Source organism: Pseudomonas paracarnis (assembly GCF_904063055.1).
GTDB classification, from domain to species: Bacteria; Pseudomonadota; Gammaproteobacteria; order Pseudomonadales; family Pseudomonadaceae; genus Aquipseudomonas; species Aquipseudomonas paracarnis.
Genome location: NZ_CAJFCN010000004.1, coordinates 51,479 through 72,843, shown reverse-complemented (window position 1 = coordinate 72,843; position 21,365 = coordinate 51,479). Strand labels below are relative to the sequence as shown.

At 52.2% G+C, this 21,365-nt stretch carries 14 protein-coding genes and 1 pseudogene; 9 read left to right on the top strand and 6 right to left on the bottom strand.

The genetic code is table 11. The annotated features are described in order from the left end of the window. Positions 1-409: 409 nt before the first annotated feature. The 5 genes from JMV15_RS10040 (at position 410) to JMV15_RS10020 (ending at position 6,257) form a co-directional block, all read left to right on the top strand. Complete coding sequence (locus JMV15_RS10040; protein ID WP_235991938.1) at positions 410-1,336, top strand: FRG domain-containing protein; 927 nt, start codon at positions 410-412, stop codon at positions 1,334-1,336. 1,248 nt (positions 1,337-2,584) lie between these two features. Beyond that, a complete protein-coding gene (locus tag JMV15_RS10035) occupies positions 2,585-4,105 on the top strand; it encodes a hypothetical protein (protein ID WP_201491406.1) in 1,521 nt (506 codons plus the stop codon). A gap of 15 nt (positions 4,106-4,120) precedes the next feature. After that, a complete protein-coding gene (locus JMV15_RS10030; protein ID WP_201491405.1) occupies positions 4,121-5,167 on the top strand; it encodes a ComEC/Rec2 family competence protein in 1,047 nt (348 codons plus the stop codon). 278 nt (positions 5,168-5,445) lie between these two features. Then, positions 5,446-5,715, top strand: coding sequence for a hypothetical protein (locus JMV15_RS10025; protein WP_201491404.1), 270 nt, complete (start codon positions 5,446-5,448; stop codon positions 5,713-5,715). Positions 5,716-5,933: 218 nt separating this feature from the next. Further along, positions 5,934-6,257, top strand: a complete 324-nt coding sequence (locus JMV15_RS10020; protein WP_201491403.1) for a low molecular weight protein tyrosine phosphatase family protein — start codon at positions 5,934-5,936, stop codon at positions 6,255-6,257. Positions 6,258-6,423: 166 nt separating this feature from the next. Here JMV15_RS10020 and JMV15_RS28310 read toward each other — a convergent pair whose 3' ends face one another. The 6 genes and pseudogenes from JMV15_RS28310 to JMV15_RS09990 form a co-directional block, all read right to left on the bottom strand. After that, positions 6,424-7,509 carry an HNH endonuclease gene (locus tag JMV15_RS28310; protein ID WP_235991937.1) on the bottom strand — a complete coding sequence of 362 codons (1,086 nt, stop codon included), beginning with the start codon at positions 7,507-7,509 and terminating at the stop codon, positions 6,424-6,426. 70 nt (positions 7,510-7,579) lie between these two features. Continuing rightward, a complete protein-coding gene (locus JMV15_RS10010; RefSeq protein WP_201491402.1) occupies positions 7,580-7,894 on the bottom strand; it encodes a hypothetical protein in 315 nt (104 codons plus the stop codon). A 497-nt stretch (positions 7,895-8,391) separates the two neighbouring features. Further along, positions 8,392-10,164, bottom strand: coding sequence for an SIR2 family protein (locus JMV15_RS10005; protein WP_201491401.1), 1,773 nt, complete (start codon positions 10,162-10,164; stop codon positions 8,392-8,394). A 153-nt stretch (positions 10,165-10,317) separates the two neighbouring features. Continuing rightward, positions 10,318-10,449 (bottom strand): annotated as a pseudogene (locus tag JMV15_RS10000) (transposase domain-containing protein); the annotation flags it as partial. 94 nt (positions 10,450-10,543) lie between these two features. Beyond that, a complete protein-coding gene (locus JMV15_RS09995; protein ID WP_060691153.1) occupies positions 10,544-11,248 on the bottom strand; it encodes a hypothetical protein in 705 nt (234 codons plus the stop codon). Then, entirely contained in the window at positions 11,226-17,474 is a 6,249-nt protein-coding gene (locus JMV15_RS09990; RefSeq protein ID WP_201491400.1) for an NACHT domain-containing protein, read from the bottom strand. The genes JMV15_RS09995 and JMV15_RS09990 overlap by 23 nt, the downstream gene beginning before the upstream one ends. Before the next feature lie 252 nt (positions 17,475-17,726). Here JMV15_RS09990 and JMV15_RS28600 point away from each other — a divergent pair, with 252 nt between their 5' ends. From JMV15_RS28600 to JMV15_RS09970, 4 genes are all read left to right on the top strand, one after another. Further along, entirely contained in the window at positions 17,727-17,858 is a 132-nt protein-coding gene (locus tag JMV15_RS28600) for a hypothetical protein (protein ID WP_268968799.1), read from the top strand. A gap of 363 nt (positions 17,859-18,221) precedes the next feature. Continuing rightward, complete coding sequence (locus tag JMV15_RS09980; protein WP_201491399.1) at positions 18,222-18,869, top strand: hypothetical protein; 648 nt, start codon at positions 18,222-18,224, stop codon at positions 18,867-18,869. Positions 18,870-19,333: 464 nt separating this feature from the next. After that, entirely contained in the window at positions 19,334-19,768 is a 435-nt protein-coding gene (locus tag JMV15_RS09975) for a hypothetical protein (RefSeq protein WP_201491398.1), read from the top strand. After that, positions 19,765-20,193 carry a hypothetical protein gene (locus JMV15_RS09970; protein ID WP_201491397.1) on the top strand — a complete coding sequence of 143 codons (429 nt, stop codon included), beginning with the start codon at positions 19,765-19,767 and terminating at the stop codon, positions 20,191-20,193. The genes JMV15_RS09975 and JMV15_RS09970 overlap by 4 nt, the downstream gene beginning before the upstream one ends. The last annotated feature ends 1,172 nt before the right edge of the window (positions 20,194-21,365 follow it).

Below are 21,365 nucleotides of genomic sequence, written 5' to 3'. Positions count from 1 at the left end.
AGCATCATGGAATTATCGCGGCGCGCACAGAAATTTGGCTGACCACGTTCTAAGTTCGATACGCCGAGGACAAAACGCTGTCTCACCCTCGCCGTCATACACGCTTAGCCTTGTTGGCCGGCAAAAATCATGGAGCTGAATCCAATACTTTGCGTGTATCGAACCATAGCAGATGCTCATCCATTTCGTCTGTCAGCCACGAGCAGGCCGTTCAGCAATGGCCTAACAACTGTTTTCTCCAAAATCCGTAACGCTTCAAAAAGCCGTAATCGACCCTGACAAAACGGCACGAATGTGCTGCTTTTCATATCCCTTCAAGGGCGGCCATGGCCTAAGTGAACGGCAATAGCCTGCATACCAAAATGCCATTACACTAGAAATCGCCAAACGGAAGCGGAGTCAAGGAACGATGGCACAACCAGCAGAGATACCGTTCCACACTGCACGTCAGTTGCTTGAACACTTGTCCCCTCTAAACCCTGTTTGGGATGTTGGAAGATTCGTCTTTAGAGGTCAGCCAAGTGATGAGTACAAACTGACACCATCAGTGTGCAGGCGTGGAACAGGCTCGTTCGCATATGGCTCGCCAAGGAGGATGTTAGATGCCTCAACGGCTGGGCAAGTGGCATTTGAGCTGGAGATTTTAAGGAAATTTCTGATTGGCTGTAATCGCTCTGGATTGAATGTTCCGGGTTACACCGAACAGTTGAGCGGAACACTTGCCGATGGTTGGGGTTCGCTCCAAAGTGAGCATATATCTTGGCCACCTTCGCAGCTATACGAAATCATGGCCGTAGCTCAACACTACGATGTGCCTACTCGCCTCCTGGACTGGACTGAGAGAAGCTATGTCGCTTGTTACTTCGCTGCTTCATCGGCAAACCTTGAGATTGATAGCAGGCAGATGCCGAGACTGGCAGTTTGGGCTCTAGACACCACTTATGCGACCAACTGGAAAACAGTGAAGGTGATTAGGACTCCCGGGGGAACAAGCAAAAATCAGGCTGCTCAGTCGGGCTTATTCACCACACATGAGGTTAAAGGATATAACCGAGACGATTTGTATCAGGTAGAAGCGCTGGAGGATGTGGATGAGATTTACAGCATGACAGGGAGCCATACGCCACTTGTCAAAATGACCTTGCCGATTGAGGAAGCCCCCACCTTACTAGACCTTTGCTCGAGACTTGGAGTTGATGGATCAACGCTTTTTCCCGGTTTTCATGGTGTCGCAAAAAGCGTAAGAGATTGGGCTAACGTTGAGGTGGGTGTGAGGCCATCTCAGTCGCTCATTCAGGAATATAATGAAGATGGCTACGATCCAGACTTCCATTAAATAGCAGTCCGTTAGTTGACCTTCGAAGCAACCGTTCAGTCAGGATGAACCCTAGGTAATATGGACTTAAAGATGGATAGGTATCAAAGAGATGTCCTGTGGCTAGGCGAAGAGGAGGCTCTTCTAGGCCCTGCAGTACGAGCTGCGCTCGGCATCCTGATTGAAAGGGACGACTGGACCTGGTGGGATGACCCATCGAAAGCTTTGTACTCCTTGCAAGGAGCCGTGCCGCGTCACAGTCCCGTTAGGTGGGGCGGGGACTCAAGCGTGATGGACGCAGATCAGTGGGTTGACCCGCAGCGGGCGCTCAGACTGGGTCGGGCTTTCTGTGATTTGCTATGGCAGGGATCACTGAAGATCAAGGTGGTGAGAACGGTCTGGGGCTGGCCAGATGGTGCCGAAACGGTCGGAGTTGTCACTCTCGAGATGTCGAAACTGGTCGGGCCGGGGCATGTGTTTCCGGAGTGGGAGAGAAATGCTAGGCCGCGCTTTCCCATTGTCCCGAGGTCGCAACAGGGATTGCCTATAGTAACGAGCCTGAATCCTTTTCCCTACGAGCGTATTGGAGCTGTTCAGAAGTACATCAACTGGCGTCCTGATGCCAGCATTGCCGATATCGTTATTGCTGACTCTATCGATGCGCTCTACACGATCAAAGCTGCAAGGCTAGTGATTCTTTACGGCCAATTCGTTGAGACGGAGCTTGCTCTCGTTAGTCGCCTGCGCAATGACCTGTGTGCGCAGTGTGTAGTACACGTTGCTACCGACGAAACAAGCATCGCGAATTGGTTACGATACATGATGACTTCATGGGCAGAGTGGGGGGAGACATTTGCGAATGCGATCGAAATGGCGGAGACCGATTCAGGCCTACGTACGTTGGTTCTTTCATCAACTCAATCTTTCCTGCTCGGCCGAGACACGTTCTCAGGCCTGACAACTGTGGAGGAGGCCAGTCGGAGTTCTAATGAATATCGTTTAGTCGGAGGAAGGGACGGTCCGCCATCCCGAGTAAGCGATTTATCATCGGCGGATTCAGCACTCGTTGATCCGAGCGGCAGCGATGATTCTGAGTCGAACAGAAGAGCGCCTCCATCCGGGGTAACGGACAGTACTGGTGATGCTCTCCCACGCTTCGACGCTCCAGTGACATTTCGGGAGCTCCCGACTCTCCAAGGCCGGCGACCTATCGTCTCGCGTCCTGCTCCGCCTGTTGAGAGAGTCCTGAACGCGCGGACTCGGCAAGGTATGCAGGAAATTGGCGAATGGCCGAGGTACGGTGTCGTAGATATCGACATCGAAATTCAGCTAAAGACACCACTGCGGGATAGGGAAGATCGTCCATCGTTCCCTGATGATCAGGTGGAGTGGGTGGAAGCTAAGAAGGTCCTTCAGGTTCATATGTTCGAATTTGGACGTGAGTCCAAGAGTCAAACCCTTGAGTTGTCGAGGACGGGAAGTTCAACAGCCGCTACGTTCACCCGTGACGGAGGGATTGCTCCAGTCGACCTTCGCTTTATGGTGAGCGACGATGCGCGGATTCTTCAAACTGCCCGGCTCCAGGCCGTTCCGGGTGAGAAGATCCGCTTTTTTATCGAGAATATCGTTACACCTGTACATCGTACAAAAGCGGGTTTCGACGTCGCGCTACTAATGAATGACAGCCTAGGTAACCAACCGAGCGTAGCCGTAATTAGTAGGGACGGTGAGGTTGTCTTTTGCCCTCTCTCTGAGAACGGCATTGGGTGCGCACGCGATGACCTGCTTCGAATTCTTGAGCAAGCTGTCGTTAATCCAAATGCTTTGCTGTCACCTTTAATGCTTGAGTTGGCTAATAGCGGCGCAGTGCTCTTGAAGCACTTACGATCAATCGTCCCGACTTGGCCAGGCAGCGAAGGTCGTATCCAACTGGTGACGCAAAGTGAAGTTTTCTTCCCGATCGAATACCTCTACGACGGAAAGGTACCTGAGTCGCCCGATGCAGCTCTGTGTACCGAAAGTGGAAGATGTTTGAAGCAGGGGAAAGCGATCACGGGCTGCCCTATTCGGGAAGCCGGCGAACAGCTCTGTCCAATGGGCTTTATGGGCGTCTCGGGTGTTGTTGAGCGGCATACGTGGAAAGCTGGACATAATCCACGCTTGTGGGGGCCGCCAGGAGGAAACAATCCAAAACGACACCGAATTGAAGATTTATCGTCAATTGCATTCGCGGCCAGCGACAAGGCAGACGAGTTCGCAGACGCCGATCTCCAGCACCATGAAATCGTACGGATTGCGAGCATCGAACAATCACTTGGCGTTAAAAAAATATCCACTTGGTCAGGTTGGAAAGCCCAGATCGCGCAGCACTCTCCAACAATGCTGTTGATGCTGGTTCACTTAGAAAAAAAAGCTGTATACGTCGGCGCGAAAGAGGGCTTAAATCTAGGCGCGATCGATGTTCAACATGTCGGTAATGCTCCAGTAGTCATCGCCATTGGTTGCTCTACAGGACTTGCAGACATTCCTGGTGGTAGCTTGCCTGCAATCCTTCAAATAAATGGTGCTCGTGTTGTCGTAGCTGCAATGACAGGGGTGCTTGGCCGTCATGCCAATCGCGTAGCTCGTGATTTGGCAATACATATCAAAGAAGCTGCGGTAGCACGTAGATCGACTTTTATCGGGGAGATCATCAGTGCAGTGAGAAGACAACTACTAGCCGATGGGCTTGCTCTAGGGCTGGCAGTCGTCGCGTTCGGGGACGCCGATATTGTGCTAGGTAAAGAATGAACTCAGGAGTAGGTCATGTTTCGTGTCAGGTCAATTCAAGTTGAACACGGTGACTCATTACTGGTCAGCTACGGTATGGACGAACAGCTCTACCATCTGCTTGTGGACGGTGGCCCGTCCGGGTCATTGCAAATTGTGAAGTCCGTGCTGAAGTCCGAATGCGTTGGAGGCCGAATTCGCCTCGAGGCATTGGTCGTGACCCATTACGACCTCGATCACATCAAGGGGGTGATTGAGTTGCTAGAGGATATGCCTGACTGGCTTGATATTGGTGAAGTATGGTTCAACGGTCATCATCATCTAATACCTTCGGACATCCTTGGGCCCCGTGAGGGCGATACGCTAACTGAGCTAATTCGCAGTCACGGGCTTTCATGGAACGCAAGCTTTCGGAATCAGCAAAATGGCTACAACGACGCTGCTATCGTTCAATCTTCTAATGCAGCCTCTTTGCGAGGAGGACTTGAGGTAAGGGTCCTGTCACCGGATCAGGATGGGTTGACGGCTTTAGCGAGACATTGGACCGATCCGGCGATACCACCATCGGATTCGGAATCCGCTCCTAGGGACTTACTTGGGCGCAACGAGACATGGCCTCCGAAGCGATTCTCTCTAAACGGAGGCGTTACTTTTGTGTCCGACACATCAGTGCCGAATAGAAGCAGCATTGCGTTGCTTCTTACGTTCGACAAGAAACGTGTACTTCTCGCTGCAGATGCATTCTCTGATGTGATCAAGAGGGGTCTTGCGATGTGCTTGCCTGGTAAAGAATCGATTGACCTACTGAAGGTTTCTCATCATGGCAGCAAGGGCAACACGGACAAACCTCTGCTGGATATGCTCGGGTGCAGGAAATTTCTGATCAGCACGAGCGGAAAGATGCACAAACACCCTGATCATGCTTTGATCGAGCGGCTGGTTGCTCGGCATGACAACCCTGAGATTTTTTTCAATTATTCTGAAGGCTGGCCAGGGAACTGGCAGTTCAGACCAGCAAATTGGCCTGATTTCAATACACGGTACCCGAAGGGGGGAGAGCGATTTGTGGATGTTTTGCTCTAGCACGTGACTCTTTATTGGGTGCTGGAGAGTCTGTAGGAAAATTTGGCGTTTGCGCTTGATTTGCCGGGGTGTGGCTTATGTCTAATAGCCGGCGAAATTGCAAATTGTCAGGTTCAAGCAATTCTTGTTAGTAGCGATTCCGACCGGCATCTATGGGTCGCTTTCTGCCTCTCGCGACGTTCAGAAAGCGGCCAGAAGCTGTCGGTCGATTTCGCTATTCATCAATCTCCCGAGCGTGCGAAATTACCAGCTCTTCAATTTCTCTCAAAGGCAGCCTCATGACCTCCACCCTGGCAGTGTCGGATATTTTAGGTCCATGGAGTGGCGATACCCCCACAGGACTCATTCAGCGTTGCAGGGAAGCATGGGACACACCTCTAAAGAGTTTGAATGATCTTATGGTCGCTACTTTTTTGAATCAGAACATCGCGACGGAACACTTGCTGATTGAAGCGAAGCGCCGCATGAAAGATCAGGAACGAGATGAAACCGAGTACTTCAACGGCCAGCTTCTCGAAGCCATCGAGCGCTTGCAATCCCGGGAGTAATTCATCGCGACAGTTTGTTGCGATCGACATGGACTATCTATATTAGGTCGCTTTCTGTCTCGCGCGACTGGCAGAGAACGTCGATAGCAGCCCTTGTTGTCAGGCAATAATCGGCCAGAACGGACACATTCCTTTATTCCCAGAAGCTACGCTCTGAGTATGTCAACGTGTCCGAACCTGAGCTTCGGATTCCCGGAACAGTATGGAGCTAATCCACTTTGAATGTGTTGTTCATCTGCGGCAAAAACCGCCTACGTAGCCCGACCGCCGAGCAACTTTTTGCTGATTGGCCGGGAGTTGAGACAGCATCGGCTGGTGTCAATAACGATGCGGATGTGCCTGTAAGCCAGGAGATTCTAGGGTGGGCCGATCTCATTTTTGTTATGGAGCAAATCCATCGAAAGAAACTGACTGCTCGCTTCACCTCGGCATTGGCCAATAAACGTATCATCTGTTTGAATATTTCGGATGATTACGAATATATGGCACCTGCTTTGATCAAGCTGCTGGAAGCGAGAGTCGGGCGTTATTTATCCTCCTGATGTTATGTCCGCATCTGGGCCGTCTCCACCTGATCAGTCGACTGACCGCTCTTGGCCGAGAGCAGACCTTTTCCCGTCATCTCTGCCAACCCGTAGTAGCTCTCTAAGTGCCGGCAGGGACCGGTTATCAACCCCTGACCACAAGCAGCTTCCCAACCCAGAAAATTTAGTTCTCCTTTCCAACACTCAGTTCACGATGTACAACCCGGTGGCAATTCGCGCAGAGGCATTGTAAATCCTCCAGGCTTGTCAGATGCCCTGCCGCCATTTGCGCAACCTGCACGGTCCGATGGTGTACCTCGATGCAGGCCTCTCCGTTATCGGCGCCGTAAGCTTCAACCGGATCAATTTTGCAGCGCTCGCAATAGAGTCGTCCGTGGTTCTTCTTGAATTCAGCTTTCTTGGCAATCGACAAACCTGGGGCGCGCTCCTTCCGTAGATGAGCTACGAGCCTGGGCTGCCCCTCAGTCCATAATCGATCTTCATTCAGTGTTGGCAGTGCGGGATCAGCTATCAAGGCACCTTTGGGCACTATACGGAAGCCAGCACCTTCCAGGATTTGAAAACAGACGCTGCTAACGCCAGCGATGAAATGTTTTGGCAGTATCTGAAATCCCAAAGCGCGTGTAGCAGCTAAGCCAAATACCGCCTTCGGTGGCAAACGGAGATTTTCATCAACGATCAGGTCGTAATCGGTTGACTCAGCAAAGCCAGGTGAATCAATTCCTCTGATCAGGTCCTGGACAGCACGCCATATATGCTCGGCGGTGACTCCACGAAGCACTTCAACCGGAAGCCGATCGAGGCTTCGTAGATTTTTAGCTACAGGAATACCACCAAGCGCGAGACTTAATGCCTGAGCATTGCCCCCAGATATCTTCATCCGAATGCGTCGAGTGGAGTTGCCTCCCGAGGACTCAGAGGACGATCGGCCAATGGCCTTCATTCGACTGGAAAGGACTTTCACAACCTGATCAACAGGCACCAGGCCCTCCTCCGAGGTCAGTATCGTTCGCTGAGAAATGGGAATGCCTTGAACGCGGCTGCTATCAACCCAGACGAGTTCTACTGCAAACGAAGCCCGCTTCAACCTGGTCAGTAAAACAGAAAGCCCTAGAGCATATTCGGAATTGATCGCGCCCTTACCTTTGGTACCGCCACGACTGTGGAATACAATCTCGTCCGACTCGATCCCGAAGTGCGCGTCGATTGGATTACCATCATCAGAAACAATCTGAAATAAACGCGCCATGTCTGCCGCTGCTCCCTATAGTTTCAAGCGTCCGATGGTAACGTACGCACAAGGCGCAAAGCTGCCCTAGTTAACTGCCAGGATAGGTATCATAGAAAATGCCCTTGGCGGCAAGTTGCTTGTCGTAGGCCTCGACCACCAGTTGTTTGGCCTCTTGAAATCGATAGATTTGCTCATCATAGATGAATGCCAGCTCACCCCAGAAATGATGAACTGTAGAAAGGGCAACGACATTGTGGTGACGATCTGACCGGCCCTTCTCCTTCACTTCTTCCAACTTGTCGCGGGTGCTCATTCTGCCGCCCGCGATACCGGCAATCCCATGTTCCAGAACATGAACAAGGATTTTCCATGCGGAATCATCGTCTTCGAAGATTTTGATCATGTTGCCCCCTGGCTTTTGAGCAGCCCTAAACTATACGGATTGGCTCATCTCATCCTTGCCCAATATAACTTCCTGCACTTCCTCTTTTCCGCTCCCCCCACAGCAGTCCGCCCAGTCATGTATTCCGTGACCGGCCTATCGCGCTCGGCCTTCTCCAAGCACCTCCAAGAACTGACTGTTATCTCGCCCGGCCACGTGATCTTGATCATGCGCCAAGCCTGACGTATGCAGCAAGGCCAACCGGTCGTGCAGCCGATGCCTGCGGCCACTAGTGGAGGCCGCCTTTACACAGGCATTCAGCAAGATGATCGGAGTGCTACCAGGGACGTATTGGAAGCAGTTTAGGTGTAAGCGAACGGTGAACACTCCTACCTCATGGATTAGGTGGGCATCCGCTTAATCACGCAAGATGTGTTCGGCCGACGCTCACCCTGACGGTTGCGGGTCGCTGAGATCAGTGACCCATGATCTGGATTTAGGGAAGCCTTGGGGTGCCTTTACCACCTGCTCATTCGGCCTAATCCTTCTAAGAATCGCTGGAGGTAGCTCTCACTGCCATAAGCAAAGCCGGCAGCAAGCAAGGGTGCCTTGAACTCCGCCGTAGAGTATTCCTGAGCAAAGCGCGAGATTGTCTCCGAGTGCCACGACAGACGGCCCATCGCGATGTTTCGAAATTGACTCTGCTGTATTCGATTATTTAGCTCTTCTTCATTGACGCCGTTCGCTTGAGCGAAGAACAGCAGGTTCAGAAACTCGAAACGCTCGTACAGCAGCTCGGGATCCTGCACTCCGGCGAACGAGGGGGCCCATTTACAGGTAATGAGGCTGGCCAGGCGATTGGATAGCGGTGTACGAGCGTTGCTCTGATCCTCTAAGGTTTTCCAGTGCGCCAGCAGTCCGTTGCCGGCCTCTAAATAGAACGGTGACAACTCATAACCAATCAATCCTGGTTGCTCACGGCGGTTAATGACGGTTGAGTTGAGCAGGCTATATAGAACGTCAAGGCGATTTGCACGGGTCAGGCCCAGTGAATAGCCAAGAACGACCAACGCAGCTGGGTAGTTCTTCAGGGCGAGCCAGTGGGTATAGCCAGCCTGCTGCCTATGAGCTTCGGCATATAGCCCTTTAACGGCATCCAGTACGAGACTCAGCTCATCACCTGTGCCCCATCGGCCTAGCACTGACGCAAGGCGTGCGATTGGTTCTGCGATAGCCTCGTACTCTGGAACCCAATCACTGAACACCTGGGCTCTCACGTCACCCTGTCCTGCAAATAGAGGTGAAAAATCAGCAATACTCTGTCGAGTTTGAGCCGTGACTAGGTCGTCGAGCTGGATTCTGTGTTCAGGCCGGTCCATGAAGCGTTTTGCCATGGCGATCATCAGCTCGACGCTCGCCGGATTGGACTGGCGGAATTTTTGAATGGTCTCAAGCTTCAGGTTAAGAGCATCGAAGAACGTATCCGCATCAGTCCCACTAACCACCGAAGCGCGGCGTCGTGCGACCAACTCTTGGGCGCGCTCAGATACACCTCCTCGGGCGAGCCAGTAGGTTGGGTAGCGTCGGGAAGGGGCGCGTAGAAACGCAGCCCTCAGGGCGTGATCCCATTCTCCTGACCAGCCGGCGACGATCAACCCGAACTCATCGATTATTCTGTCGAGCAGATCGTTGAATTCAGTGGGGTAGTCGCCCAGTTCAACATCCGTATTTAGAATCCGGGCGTCCTTGTAATCGCCATGGATTTTGAGGATGAAGCACTGGGAATGGGTGAGCGGTTCTGCTCCTGCCAGGGTATCGACCGAACTCACGATCGTGGGCTCGATGCCTGCATCACGCAGTGCGTTTTCCATCAGCCTGTCGAAGTTGGTGGTCACGATGACCCGCACGTGTCCAGCACGCACCATTTCTGCGATAGCTCGATGAGCCCTGGTGGGTACTTTTAAACCGTCCTCCAGCTCTTGGGCTGTAGGCTCCAGGAAGCTCTGCACAATGGCTCTGCGTTCGCTCTGCGTGCCCGCTAAGGTCTCCAGCAGCGTGGAATAGTTAGGCTGCTCTCCTGTCTGACCTCGATACCAAGCATACCAATCCTCTTGCTCGCCGACACCTGAGGCAATACCGGCACGCTTGACTAGCTCCATTGTGATCTCCCAGCCGGTCGGTATACCGGCGGCGCGGGATACTCCTGAGCCTAGGAGTAACGCGTAGACTCCCTTGTTCTCATATACAGAGAATGCAAGCTGGGTAGTGGGGTCATTGGCGATCATGGGCATAGAGTCTTCCTTGTATTCGGGGTAGCAACGTGTATCACGAAGTCGCCAGCCCTGTTCTGGGTGGGGGCATTCTAGCCAAAGGCCATCACTTGTGCAGTGATCGTACCTCTCGAGTTCGAATAAGCGTCCGGGCCCCCCTTCTTGCTTGCGCAACTAAGCGGGTGGCCACCGATGCGGCAACGACTCCCCAATTCCACTTGCCCGCTGCGTCGGCAGGCGCGTGAGCACATCCTTCAAATAGGTATACACATCATGCCCATTGAGCTTGGCCGACTGGATCATGGACTGCCCCCGACACCGTAGACATCTCCAGTCTATGAAAGCGGCTCACATAAACGATGTGAGCGCTGATTTGATCCTGCGTCAGCGACCATGCAGATCATGGTTCCTTTTGAGTACTCAGATTGGTGTCTAGCTTCTCACGAAGCTCAGCTGCAACTCCCCCCGCCAGCTCGGCAAAACTCTCGAGCCTTAGGATCTTGTCGCGTAAAGTTTTCTTTCTAGCCATTTCTGTTTTTTCTTCGCGGTCAGCATCGTCTGGGTACAAGCGCTCCAGCAGAAACTCAATGGTCTGTCGATCAGGTTCGGCCTCTACACCAGCCTTCAGCGCAGCCTCCACCCACGGCTGTGCTTGGGAAGCTGCGGCTGTACCTGCGGACTGCAGGGCATGTTGGATAAGCACACGTGCGGAATAGTCGAGGCTGAAAGCGAGCTCCAACCAATGCCTCATAGGCTCATCAACGGTATCCAGCACCGCATCTTTTAAAATAGGTCGAAAATAGCGATAGTCGTCTCCGCGCTCCACATCCAGGGCCGCCAGTGTTCTGGTTATTGGCTCGATTTCCTGGAGCGGCCTCAGATGGCTTGGCAAAGTGTTACGGTGCTCCCAAAGGGTGAGGATGGCTTTTACACATTCGTCTCGCATCGCTGTGGTAGCGTGCTCGGGATTATTCTCGACCGCATTGATACGAGCCGCGACGTCATGCGCCACCCATTGACCGAGAAGGTCATCGGCGAGCCCAAGCTTAGCGACCAAGAGCTTGCCGAGTTCCAATACTGCTTTAGAGTGGGTGCTTGATTGCATCGCGATCCATTAAGTAATAACGCACATAGGGAGCAGGATAGGGTTCAAACTCGTCGTCTTTTGGACGATTACGAGATGGCCTTCGTCTAACCGAAACGCTGAGCACCAAGCAGTCCCGTGGGTAGCTCTGAAACAATGATTGGATAAATGCAGTGTTACCACTCAGACGCGCACCTTTTATCTGCTCGGTCTCGCGTCCATATCCTACAGCCTGAGTCCAGGACTCACTACGCAGTTGCCCCCCCGATTCGGAGTTCCACCACCGACCATCCACGGACATGCGCAGTCCAAGATCTTCAATCGCTTGGAAGCCAGGCGAAATCGCAGGATAACCAATCTCCGCAGCCCAAGGATCGTACTCGTCCAGGCCACGTGAGTTTCCGTCGTGTACGATCCAACCTTTCAGAGAAAAATCGCCGATTGCCTGCAGGTCCTGATAATCGGCGGAGGGCAGAGAAAAGTTATCTAGTTGTGGTGCGGTTTGAAGCGCTGCAATTAGCGCATGGGCGCCATTGCGTGAGACTCGTGCGCTTCGAACGGACACCTCTTCTCTGTTCTCTTTGTCTCCAGTGCTCCAATGGCCCCAAAATACATGTAGCCCGTCGTCAGTGAGCAGCTGCTGGTCAAGGTAATCAGGGGTTAGACGCCAGCACCAATCGTTGTCGGAATAACTTTCCTTCGGTAAGGGACGCGACACCAGCGGTGGATCTCGACGATCGGCAAGCCAGCCACCATCCGTGCGGGTAAGCAAATGCTCATCCAGCCACTGGTCAAATTCATTTTCTGTTTCCTCACTCGCGTGCCGAACCGCTCGCTGTTCCAAAAGATTGGACGCGATGATCATCATCGAGTGGTACGCATAATAAGCGCAGAGGTCATCTGTCTGAGGCATGCTGCCGTGGGAGTGGCTGGTTTCACCATCTACAAAAATCTTTCTGGTATAGCGCGCATCGTCTCTTGACCACCCTGTAGCCCCCCCGAACCGGTCATGGATGACCTTGCGGGCTCTGATTTCCATCGCGTTCTCACCGACCCCAAACACACGCCCGAGAGGAGCTAGCCAGTAAGGGCCTATATCGACACCGAAATAGTAGCGCTCGCCATCTCCGATAACGGTGTCTGTCAAGTTGTCGTCATCTGCATCGAGTTCGTCCCAGCCGCTGTAAATTTTTGGCGGAAGGTGAGGTGCATTAATGGAATCGAGGCCCTGCTCGGCCGCCACTGCTGCTAACTTCGCATCATGCACGAGACGCAGCGCTTGAGCAGAAAAAGCACGCAACATGACATGCTCTTCTTTCAGGCAGATATGCAGAAACGGGAGGAACGGCGCAATGCTCTGGGGATTTTCACGCCCGCCCCGAACTAGCCCGATCAGCATCCATTGCCGAGCATGCCATTCGTAGAACTCCAGACCCTGATCAACAAATGATGGAGCGATCCCCTCTAGTGCGCAATGCTCAAGTGCGACCAACAGTTCGAGCCATGACAGTTCGGAACACGCTCGTACGACATGCGCGAACTCCCAACGAGTGGCAGCAACTGGCGATCCCAGCCCTGTCCAGATATAACCTGCAAGTGCGTCGACACAGTTTACGGGCGCGCGAAGCGTTTCAGCCCAAGGCCCATCACCATCTTCCGGGCGTAATACGTCCTCAAGCAAGTCGAGCCCGTAGTTCAAGGCCTCATCCGCCTCAGCGGCGCTCAGAAATGATGCCAAGGGCTCAATCAGCTGAAATAGTCCGCTAGCGCTTAACTTATCAGCATGCACGGCAAAGCCTTCAAGGGTGGCCGATGCGATGTCGCGATCCGTCAATATCCCGGACGAGACTAATCGGTCAAACGGTAGAAAGCTTGCCCATCCACGGTGCCCAGCGCGCTCAGGTTCACGCTTACACACGCAGCGCACTGCTTCTCGCACAGCGAACCTTAAAGACATCATTCGCAATGCTGTATCAGGAATGGCATCGAGTAGATAACGTAATTCAAATACGCCAAATTCGACCCATTCAGAAATCGCCTGGATGAACGCGGGCATCTCCCCTAACCCGACACGACGAATTCCCTCACGGAAAAATTCGTTGAATTGGTACGGCGTATCGTATTTCTTGAGATCAGCGTACGCAGTCCTCAATGCCGAAGAATCAGCCATGTCAGTTTCGTCGAAAAAATGTAACCAATCTGGTGTGCTTCTGACGATGGAATCGTGTGATTGGCTCCCTGCCGCAGGCATTTTTGTATGATCGGCTACTGATGCGGCTCGACTATCCACCCACAAACGCTGAGCATCCGGTAATTCGAGATCAACGTCGCGACCTCTCTTGATTAATGCCTGCCAAGTACCTGCACCGTGAGACTGTATACGAAGGTACCGATAGGCGATTTGCGTAACCGTGCGGGCATCGAATGGTGATTTCGGATCGTCAAGCGTGCTCTGTAGGTTCTTCAATCTGCTCCAGTGACCATCGATCCCTGCGAGAGCTACCGGGGTGACTATCGGAAGATGGCCTCTGCATACACAGTGGTTGATGGCCGCTGGCAATAATCGAGCCTCATCGCCAAATCGTCGATCCCGCCAACGGCTCAAAATAGCAAGTGCTGATGAGGGACAGAGGTCGACGAGCGCTTCTACAGTTCTGTTCCAGTCAAAGTGCTTATCGCGAGCAACATACTCGTACGTCAGCTCGGCTACCCTTGATAAGCGATAGGCTGTCTGGGACCATGATTCTACTGATGAAGCTGCGTTGGCCAAATCGAGCATTGCAGACCAGCGAGATAAATTCTCATCACCGATTCGACTAGCGATTTCGACGGCTCGACTGAAGTAAGCATCCGCCTCCGATAGGCTTATCGGCAAAATGGCACGAGCCAGACGCACGTACGCATCCGTTCGGGTTTCCGCGTCGTCACGAAGCTGCTCCAGAGCTTCGTAGGCGGCGAACGCAAAATCGAATGAGAGTTGAGTCAGCGCTTTTGTTCTAGCAGCGAGACGGCATAGCGTTGTCAGGGTGTCAGGCCAAAGAGGCCGTTCTCGGTCGCTGACCCAGACCTGAAACTCTGTGATGTATTGCGGGCTTACAGCCGGTGAGTCGCGCAAAATTTGAATCCATTCAATCGCAGCTGACTGACGAATCGTGGAGTGGCGTTGATAGTCGCTTGACTCAGCATTTTTGGTGGCCTGAATCGCAGTCGTAATATGCGCTCCCAGATCAGAAGGGCAACGACCACAGCTGATCTTCACTGAGAGTATTATCCATGGAAGCAATCCGCCAACGTCACGCTTGAACACCTGTGTTTCGCGGTTTTGTCCGTAAGACTCAGTTTTAGTGAGCTGTTGGCGTACATCAGCAGGAGCCAACTCAATGAGCGTCAACTCATTTCCGCGCAACTCGGCTTCGAGCGCGTAAGCGCGGATCATTGGAGCACGCTCAGATCCGTATGAATCAGATAGTAGAGTGGGAGGCGACTGCGGAAGATAGCGTTGAATAATCGCGCCCCAAGTGTCGTTATCGGTCGGGAGGGTTCGCATTGCGAGTAAGAGCGCCGATTGCACCGCGTACAATACCTCCCATCGTTCGTTCCAGCCCGAGGACTCTGACAATTTCACACGTCGATCAGCCAGGAGACGGATAAGGCGCGCCAGCGGTTGGACAGGAAAGTTTACACCGGCTTGTGCGGCTTCACTGGCGAGGCCGAGAAGAAGCCATACATCATTCCCAGCAGCATGCGCTAAGGCGTTAAGCTCCGCGTACTCGCCCAGATCTATCAGTTTCTGGGCGATGTGCTTACCACTCATGAGCGCGAGGTGCCGGGACTTCCAGCGCCTCAGAAATTGCGCGGCGGCTTCGGGGCTTTGGATTCGAAGCGTCGCTAATGCAATCTCGGCTCTATCGGCGTTCGTGACGTTTTCGCGCGGACCGTCACCCGGAATACTTCTCGCCCATGCATATAACCAGTCCATCGCCATCCGAAGCCGGCTCGCGGCCTCAGCAGTGAACTCCTTGGTCCCAGACAACAGACACGCATCATAGGCATGGTGCGACCCCATCCAGGTGGATTCGAAAGTGCGTCGTGAAACCAGCTCGTTGACTCGATCTGGCGGCAGCAGTCGGGCAGCGATTTCTGTGTTTTCCTGAATCAGCTTTGTCTGCCGTGTCTCTCCAGCGCTTTCTCCCGCAGCCTTTAGCGCGAGTTTGGCTGCGGACAGGTGGCGTCCCTGTTCAAGGCAAGCCTTGAGAGCGAACGTCAACCGCTGTAGCTCGACATCACGGCGTTCCAAGGGCTTAGCTTCGGGTAGTCCTTCTTCGGAAAGCGCAAGATCGATCAGCTCATCCATCCGTCCTGCGGCCAACAAAATCTGAGGAAGCGTCGATGCGACATAGGAGCTTTCGCTGGCAAGCGGACGCAAGCGATTGAGGAACTGGTTTAACCCATCCGCATCGGGTCTGAACGTTTCGTGAAACCAGGTTTCTGCGGGCTCATCGAGAAAATGGAGACTTTCACCTTTGATGAAGAGTGGCCGGCCAAGGTCGAGTGCGAAGGATCGCACGGCGCTTTCCGAAGTTCCGGAAATCCTTGCAAGCGCCCCAACCGGCACGAGAGGACGCAGGATTGCTAATCCTTGGCAAATTAGGTCGATTTGATTGGATTCGACCCCTGCTTGATCCTTCAACTTATCGACCGCGCGTTGCAGCAAATCTCCGATCGCACGCTCCACCGTTGTAGGCTCCGGCCCCAACTGCTTAAGCATCTCAAGAATAGGTAATCGCTGCTCGAGTGCCAGAGCCTGAACGCGAGGATTTGAGCTGCTCAAAAACGCGAATTCGGCAACTTCGGCTAGGGTCGCCTCAGGATAGTGAGTTCGTAAATGTTGCGCGGTCTCAAACTCATTGAAAGGCCTGAGCTCAATCTCGGTGCTATCAGGCGGAGCGTTCAGGCGATGTCGTCGATGAGTTCGGCAGGTAAAAATCAGATGCACGCCATTGGGCATCGAGGTTCGTATCAGATCTCTGACAAAAGCATGCTCGCTGAGCTCCTCGGCAGCCATATCCGAGTTGTCGGCAGCGTCGATGATCAGACAGAGATTTGCCCCCGCGTTTTCTGCTCGCAATATTTCGATTGCTTGGGTCAGTCGGCTACAAAACGCCTGCATGTACTGCTTGGAGTCAGCAAGGCTGGAGGGAAGAAGCGGATGGCAAAATCCTCGCGCAGCAAGCTCGTTCGAAATCTGCACCAGGGCATCACGATGACGATGCCTATAGTGAAGCGCATTGCGGTAAAGACCATCGCCGAAGCAGTCATACAACACCGACTCAGAGCCATTGGGCATTGAACTAGCCAGCCGTTGAGCGAGGATCGACTTTCCTACTCCGCCGTCTGCGTGCACGATTACTGGGTGCGCTGAATGGAGGATGATCTCTAGTATCTCGTCTTCCTGAGCGCGCGCGTAGACATTCTGCGGGCGAACAATTTGGCAAGGTGCCGGAAAAAGCTCCAGTTCACTCACTTTTAGCGATCGAAGTACATCATGTCGCCGGATTGCGGGATCTTTTGTAAATTCGCTGCCAGCCTTGCGCGTGACAAGCTCCTTCAACTGAACTGGAGCATCATAATCGGAATCCGCAAGATACTTGGCGATATCCTGGGAAAGCAGGTTTCGCTGAGCCCATAGGCTTGGTTCATCCCCATCAAATGAAAATAGGCTGAAAAAGTCAGCGTTCTGCGTATCGAAAAGCGCTGAGTAGCTCAGCAGGGTTTTTTCGATGGTGGGATGGCGAGCATCAGCGGCATTGGCCAGGTCGTGGAGCGCTTCTTTCAGCTTGGGATCGATGGGGCGATTCGTAGTGAATTCGAAGCGGAATTTCTCCTTCAATTCTGCAACGGAAAATTGCTCAAGAAGTTTTTTATACCGATTGGTAAAACCACGCAGTGTCTTGCTCAAACCGCCAGCTTGCCAAGGCTCAACGATTTGCCGAGTTGAGTGTTTTAACTGGATGTAGCGAACGCATCGAGCTCCTGTCAACGTCTCAGAGCCATAATAGAGGCCAACGTCGATGAGATCGACTCCTTGCTCAATTATGTCTTCACTCTCATTAGACGAAGGTCCTTCGACAGTGACCGCTTTCAGATCGCTCGAGCCTGGCAATAAGGCAAGGCACTGCCTTGCTGCCCAGTGATAGTGGAACTGATCCCCGTCGCGGCTTGGACGCACCAAGTCCTTGTCTGCCATTTCAATTTCTCACAATCCTTCGATAGAGCGGAGCTTACCTCAATCCAGTAGAGTTCATCCCTGCTCGTACTATGGCTGCAACAACGATGAGCGTCACAAAACGATAGCCCCCCAATGTTTTCTTTGGGTCGATTGCCGCCGTTCGTGACGGGCAGCAATCGGCTATAAGCAGTCAATTCCTAACGATGACTACCCATTGCGGCCATCCGCTGGAGCCACCAGAATTGGGTACTGCTGATGGTGAGGTAGCACATGGCGACGGTTGAAGTATCAGAAGAAGCCGACTGGAAGCTTTTCGAGGACATGGCCCAGATTCTTGAGCGAGGTCTGGGCGGTCGCTGGAAAGAGAAGCTCGATGGTCAGACGAGCGCGACTGTATTCTGATGGTGGCCGCAGACACGCTTACGCTGCACAGTGAGCACTATACAGGCATTTCAATAGACGCTCCCGATAGCGCAGATGATTCAACTCGAAGATTATGTGCGTTGATCTAGCAGCCTCCTTATGGGTAAGCCCGCTCCAACAGCGATCACAACTGGCTGAATTCTCAGTATTGTGAAGGGCTGAAGCCGGCCATAAGCGTACTGATTGAACCTTACCTCAGCTTGCATTCTATTGAGGTTTCGTTATTTCTAGGAAAACCGGGGCGATTCACTCAACGAATTTGACCCTGTGACTCGTCCGTAGCACGCGCCATGCGAGGAGTGTCGAGATCAACCAATGTCATAGCAATCGTAGGAGAGCATTTTGGACGCACAAACACAAACACTGAGATTGGTGCAAGGGCTAGAAGACTTACTCGACCAATTTCCACTTTCCAGTGTAATCAGATCGCACGCGGAGTTAACCGAACAAGCACTCGATGATTGGTCTGAGCGCCTAAGAGATCTAGGGCGTCCAAGCCGCAAATACTGGGATCATCCAGCGGAGATGATGTACGACAAAGCCGGCGTACTGCTTGGAGCCATGTTTGTCCTTATTCAGGCGGCCATCACTGAAACGGTCTCGATCGTAAACCGGATCTACCAACTAAACGGACAGACGATACGCAAGGATACCTTGATGTCGTTGGACACAGAGCTCGATTTGAAGACAAGTCTTAGCTATGTAGCGATCGCAAACGGAGCAGCAAATTTTTATAAACATCGCTTCGAGTGGCCGGAGGGCTGGCATGGAAGCGTGAAACCTCAACAAATTGACACGATTAACTTAGTCCGCGCCGTTGGAATGAGTCCCGAGCAGGACTTGGCGGATAATATGCTTTCGGCGGTCCACGCCATCACCGGAACAAGTGACGGCATCCTGAAAGACTTATCAGATCTTGTTGTGGGGAAATGGCGGGAGAGACTGGCGCTGAGACTCCGTATTCAGTTCGGGCTGACCCAGTATCCCTAACGGATTAAATTTGCGCGCGGTTAGCGAATAATTTCTTCTAAGGCAGATGCACTAACAGTCTTCTTCTCAAGCATTGTCATGCGTCCGTGAGCAACCGTTTGGTTCCGAGGCGATGTGGACCCGTAACTGGTCGGCCTCTGCCGATCAAGGTGGACTCAAGCCAGTTGCTAGATTTGATACACAAAAGATGCCATTTGACCCAAATGTGCGCTTCACAGAGGTCAAAAATCGGCAATCATCGGAGTTTCATCAATGGAAGCCACCACTGCATAACTGAAGGTAGACACGGCACTGATGGCCTCGTACTCTTGGGTTAAATCTTGTCCCATACCCACTGTCGCGCCACTAGCGTTCGCTGTAGCAAATTTAAAGGGTCAAGCATGGATGAACGGTGCTGTGTAAAACCATGGGGTAAAATATTACCGAAATATTTCGCCCACTCTAGATAAAATCACAAGGAACCCATGAATAACTTTGATAACAAAATCTCAACGTACCACGGTACGGCTGATAGATATGCTGATGAGATCGCGGAAGGGAAAATTGATGTTTCTCGAGGCGGAGGGGAATTAGGACAAGGGTTTTATTTGGGTACTGCATTACACGTAGCTAAAGCGTGGGCGGTGCAGATGCATGGCTGTGAATCAGTTATAGAATTTCAATACGATGATGACGAGTTCTGGGCTTTCGACATCGAAAGCCTTACTGACACAGAGGCATTTAAGTATCGAACTTATATTAGGACTAGAGATTTTACACGAACTTATCTATTCTCAAAAGACGTTGTATGGGGGCCAATTGTAGGAGGCCCAAAAGTTTATTCCGACCAGCATAAGTGGGAGTCTTCTAAAGGCGAAGTATTCCTAAATGGCAATAGCGTGCTTCGGAGGAAACGATGAATAACCTCGTATATTATCTGAGCTTTTACGGTGAGCGTGGCGGCTTTTTAACTCCCGAGGAGCTTCCTAAAAATTATTACTCTCCTGGTCTATTTTTACTAGAATCAGAAGCTGACGGTAGATACGTCTACAGCTATTCGTTCGACGCAATGGATAATGGAAAACGAATTTCCTTGGCACTCGTCATGGCTAACGAAAACAATCCGGACTCTACTCTTTATGTAGTTAAAACAAAGCATTATGGATCATTCTGGTTCAATCTAGAAAAAATAAATCCTCATCTGCGGTACATTGGAAACAAAGTCCAACTCAAAAGTCATCGAGACTTTAGCATTGTTATACCAACAGACTCTGACAAGCTCGAAAGAGTTTGCCACAACTTTAATTTCTACTTTATCGGAAGCGCCTTGAGAGAAGACACTTGAGAGCTGAAAAAGAGCTAATTTATTTCTCTGTCGTTAATTGCTTTCGTCCGATTGCTGCCGGTCACGAAAGGCTAAAATCAACACAAGGTGGCTGTTCGTAAGACCAGCAAACGCTCAGGGCTGCCAACCATCGTCGGTGCGGATCACGCATGCTTCCGAGTATTGATAAAGACGCATCCGTCGCCCTGCTATACCGGATAGAAACGCCTCGATCTCGGCAGCCCTCTTGGGCAGTATGACGATAACGCTGGAGCCGGATAATGATTTTGACTCGCCTGTAATACCTACAAGCCCCGCGTTTGTAGGTGAAGACATTATTGGGGCTCCTGCATGGCCCAAGAACAAATTTTTTTCCACCTACTCTGCGGCGAAACATATGACGACACTCCTCCGCCTGCATTTCAGCCCCCCAATTACGATATCTTTGCTTACCCCACACGCTTGGATCTGGGGTAACCTTAATTACGCTGGTCGGTGGAGTATTGATACGAAACCCAGGCTCCATTTTCTCCCTCATCTCAAGGTATTGACCGAGGAAGGCGTCGTACGCCAGGCGTGGCGCGTACTGCATATTTCCTTTACGGTCCACCGCCTCGCCATGGTAGAAAAAGTCCAAACCTTGCGAGTGGCAGTGACAGTGTCGCGATAAATTTATAGTCCCTTCATAAAGTGTGAGACGCAGTTTGGCCTTCGCGCCATACAGCAGCCCCATTTGTTCTACGAACCAGTTTGTAGATTTGTTGCCATTAATTACGTGCAGGTTTTTCAGGCAAGGTGTGTGCGCTACAGGTTAATGAATTGCCATTGGTAGGTATAAAAACTATCGGATTCATGCTCGCTAGCGGGCTAGAAGCGAGAGCGTCAGCGCCCCCGTCAAATGAACCCAAGAATTTGTCATATCAGCGACTCGCCAGTCTCGAGTATGCGTCGAAGGAACGCTTCACCACGACAATGGGGCAATACCCTGCAAGGACAAAAACATCGGCAGCCAGGAAGCGGCAACGACTTCTATTGGCTGATTGCTGCTCTCGCAAGGCGTGTATCACCACATAGCCAATGTCAAACCGTCTGGTGCAACGCCATTTTCGCTCAAGTCGTGCAGCTCATCCACTCGACATGAGTCGGGATCAAGACTATGCGAATTCCTCTTGCCATCACGTTTCTGATTCCCC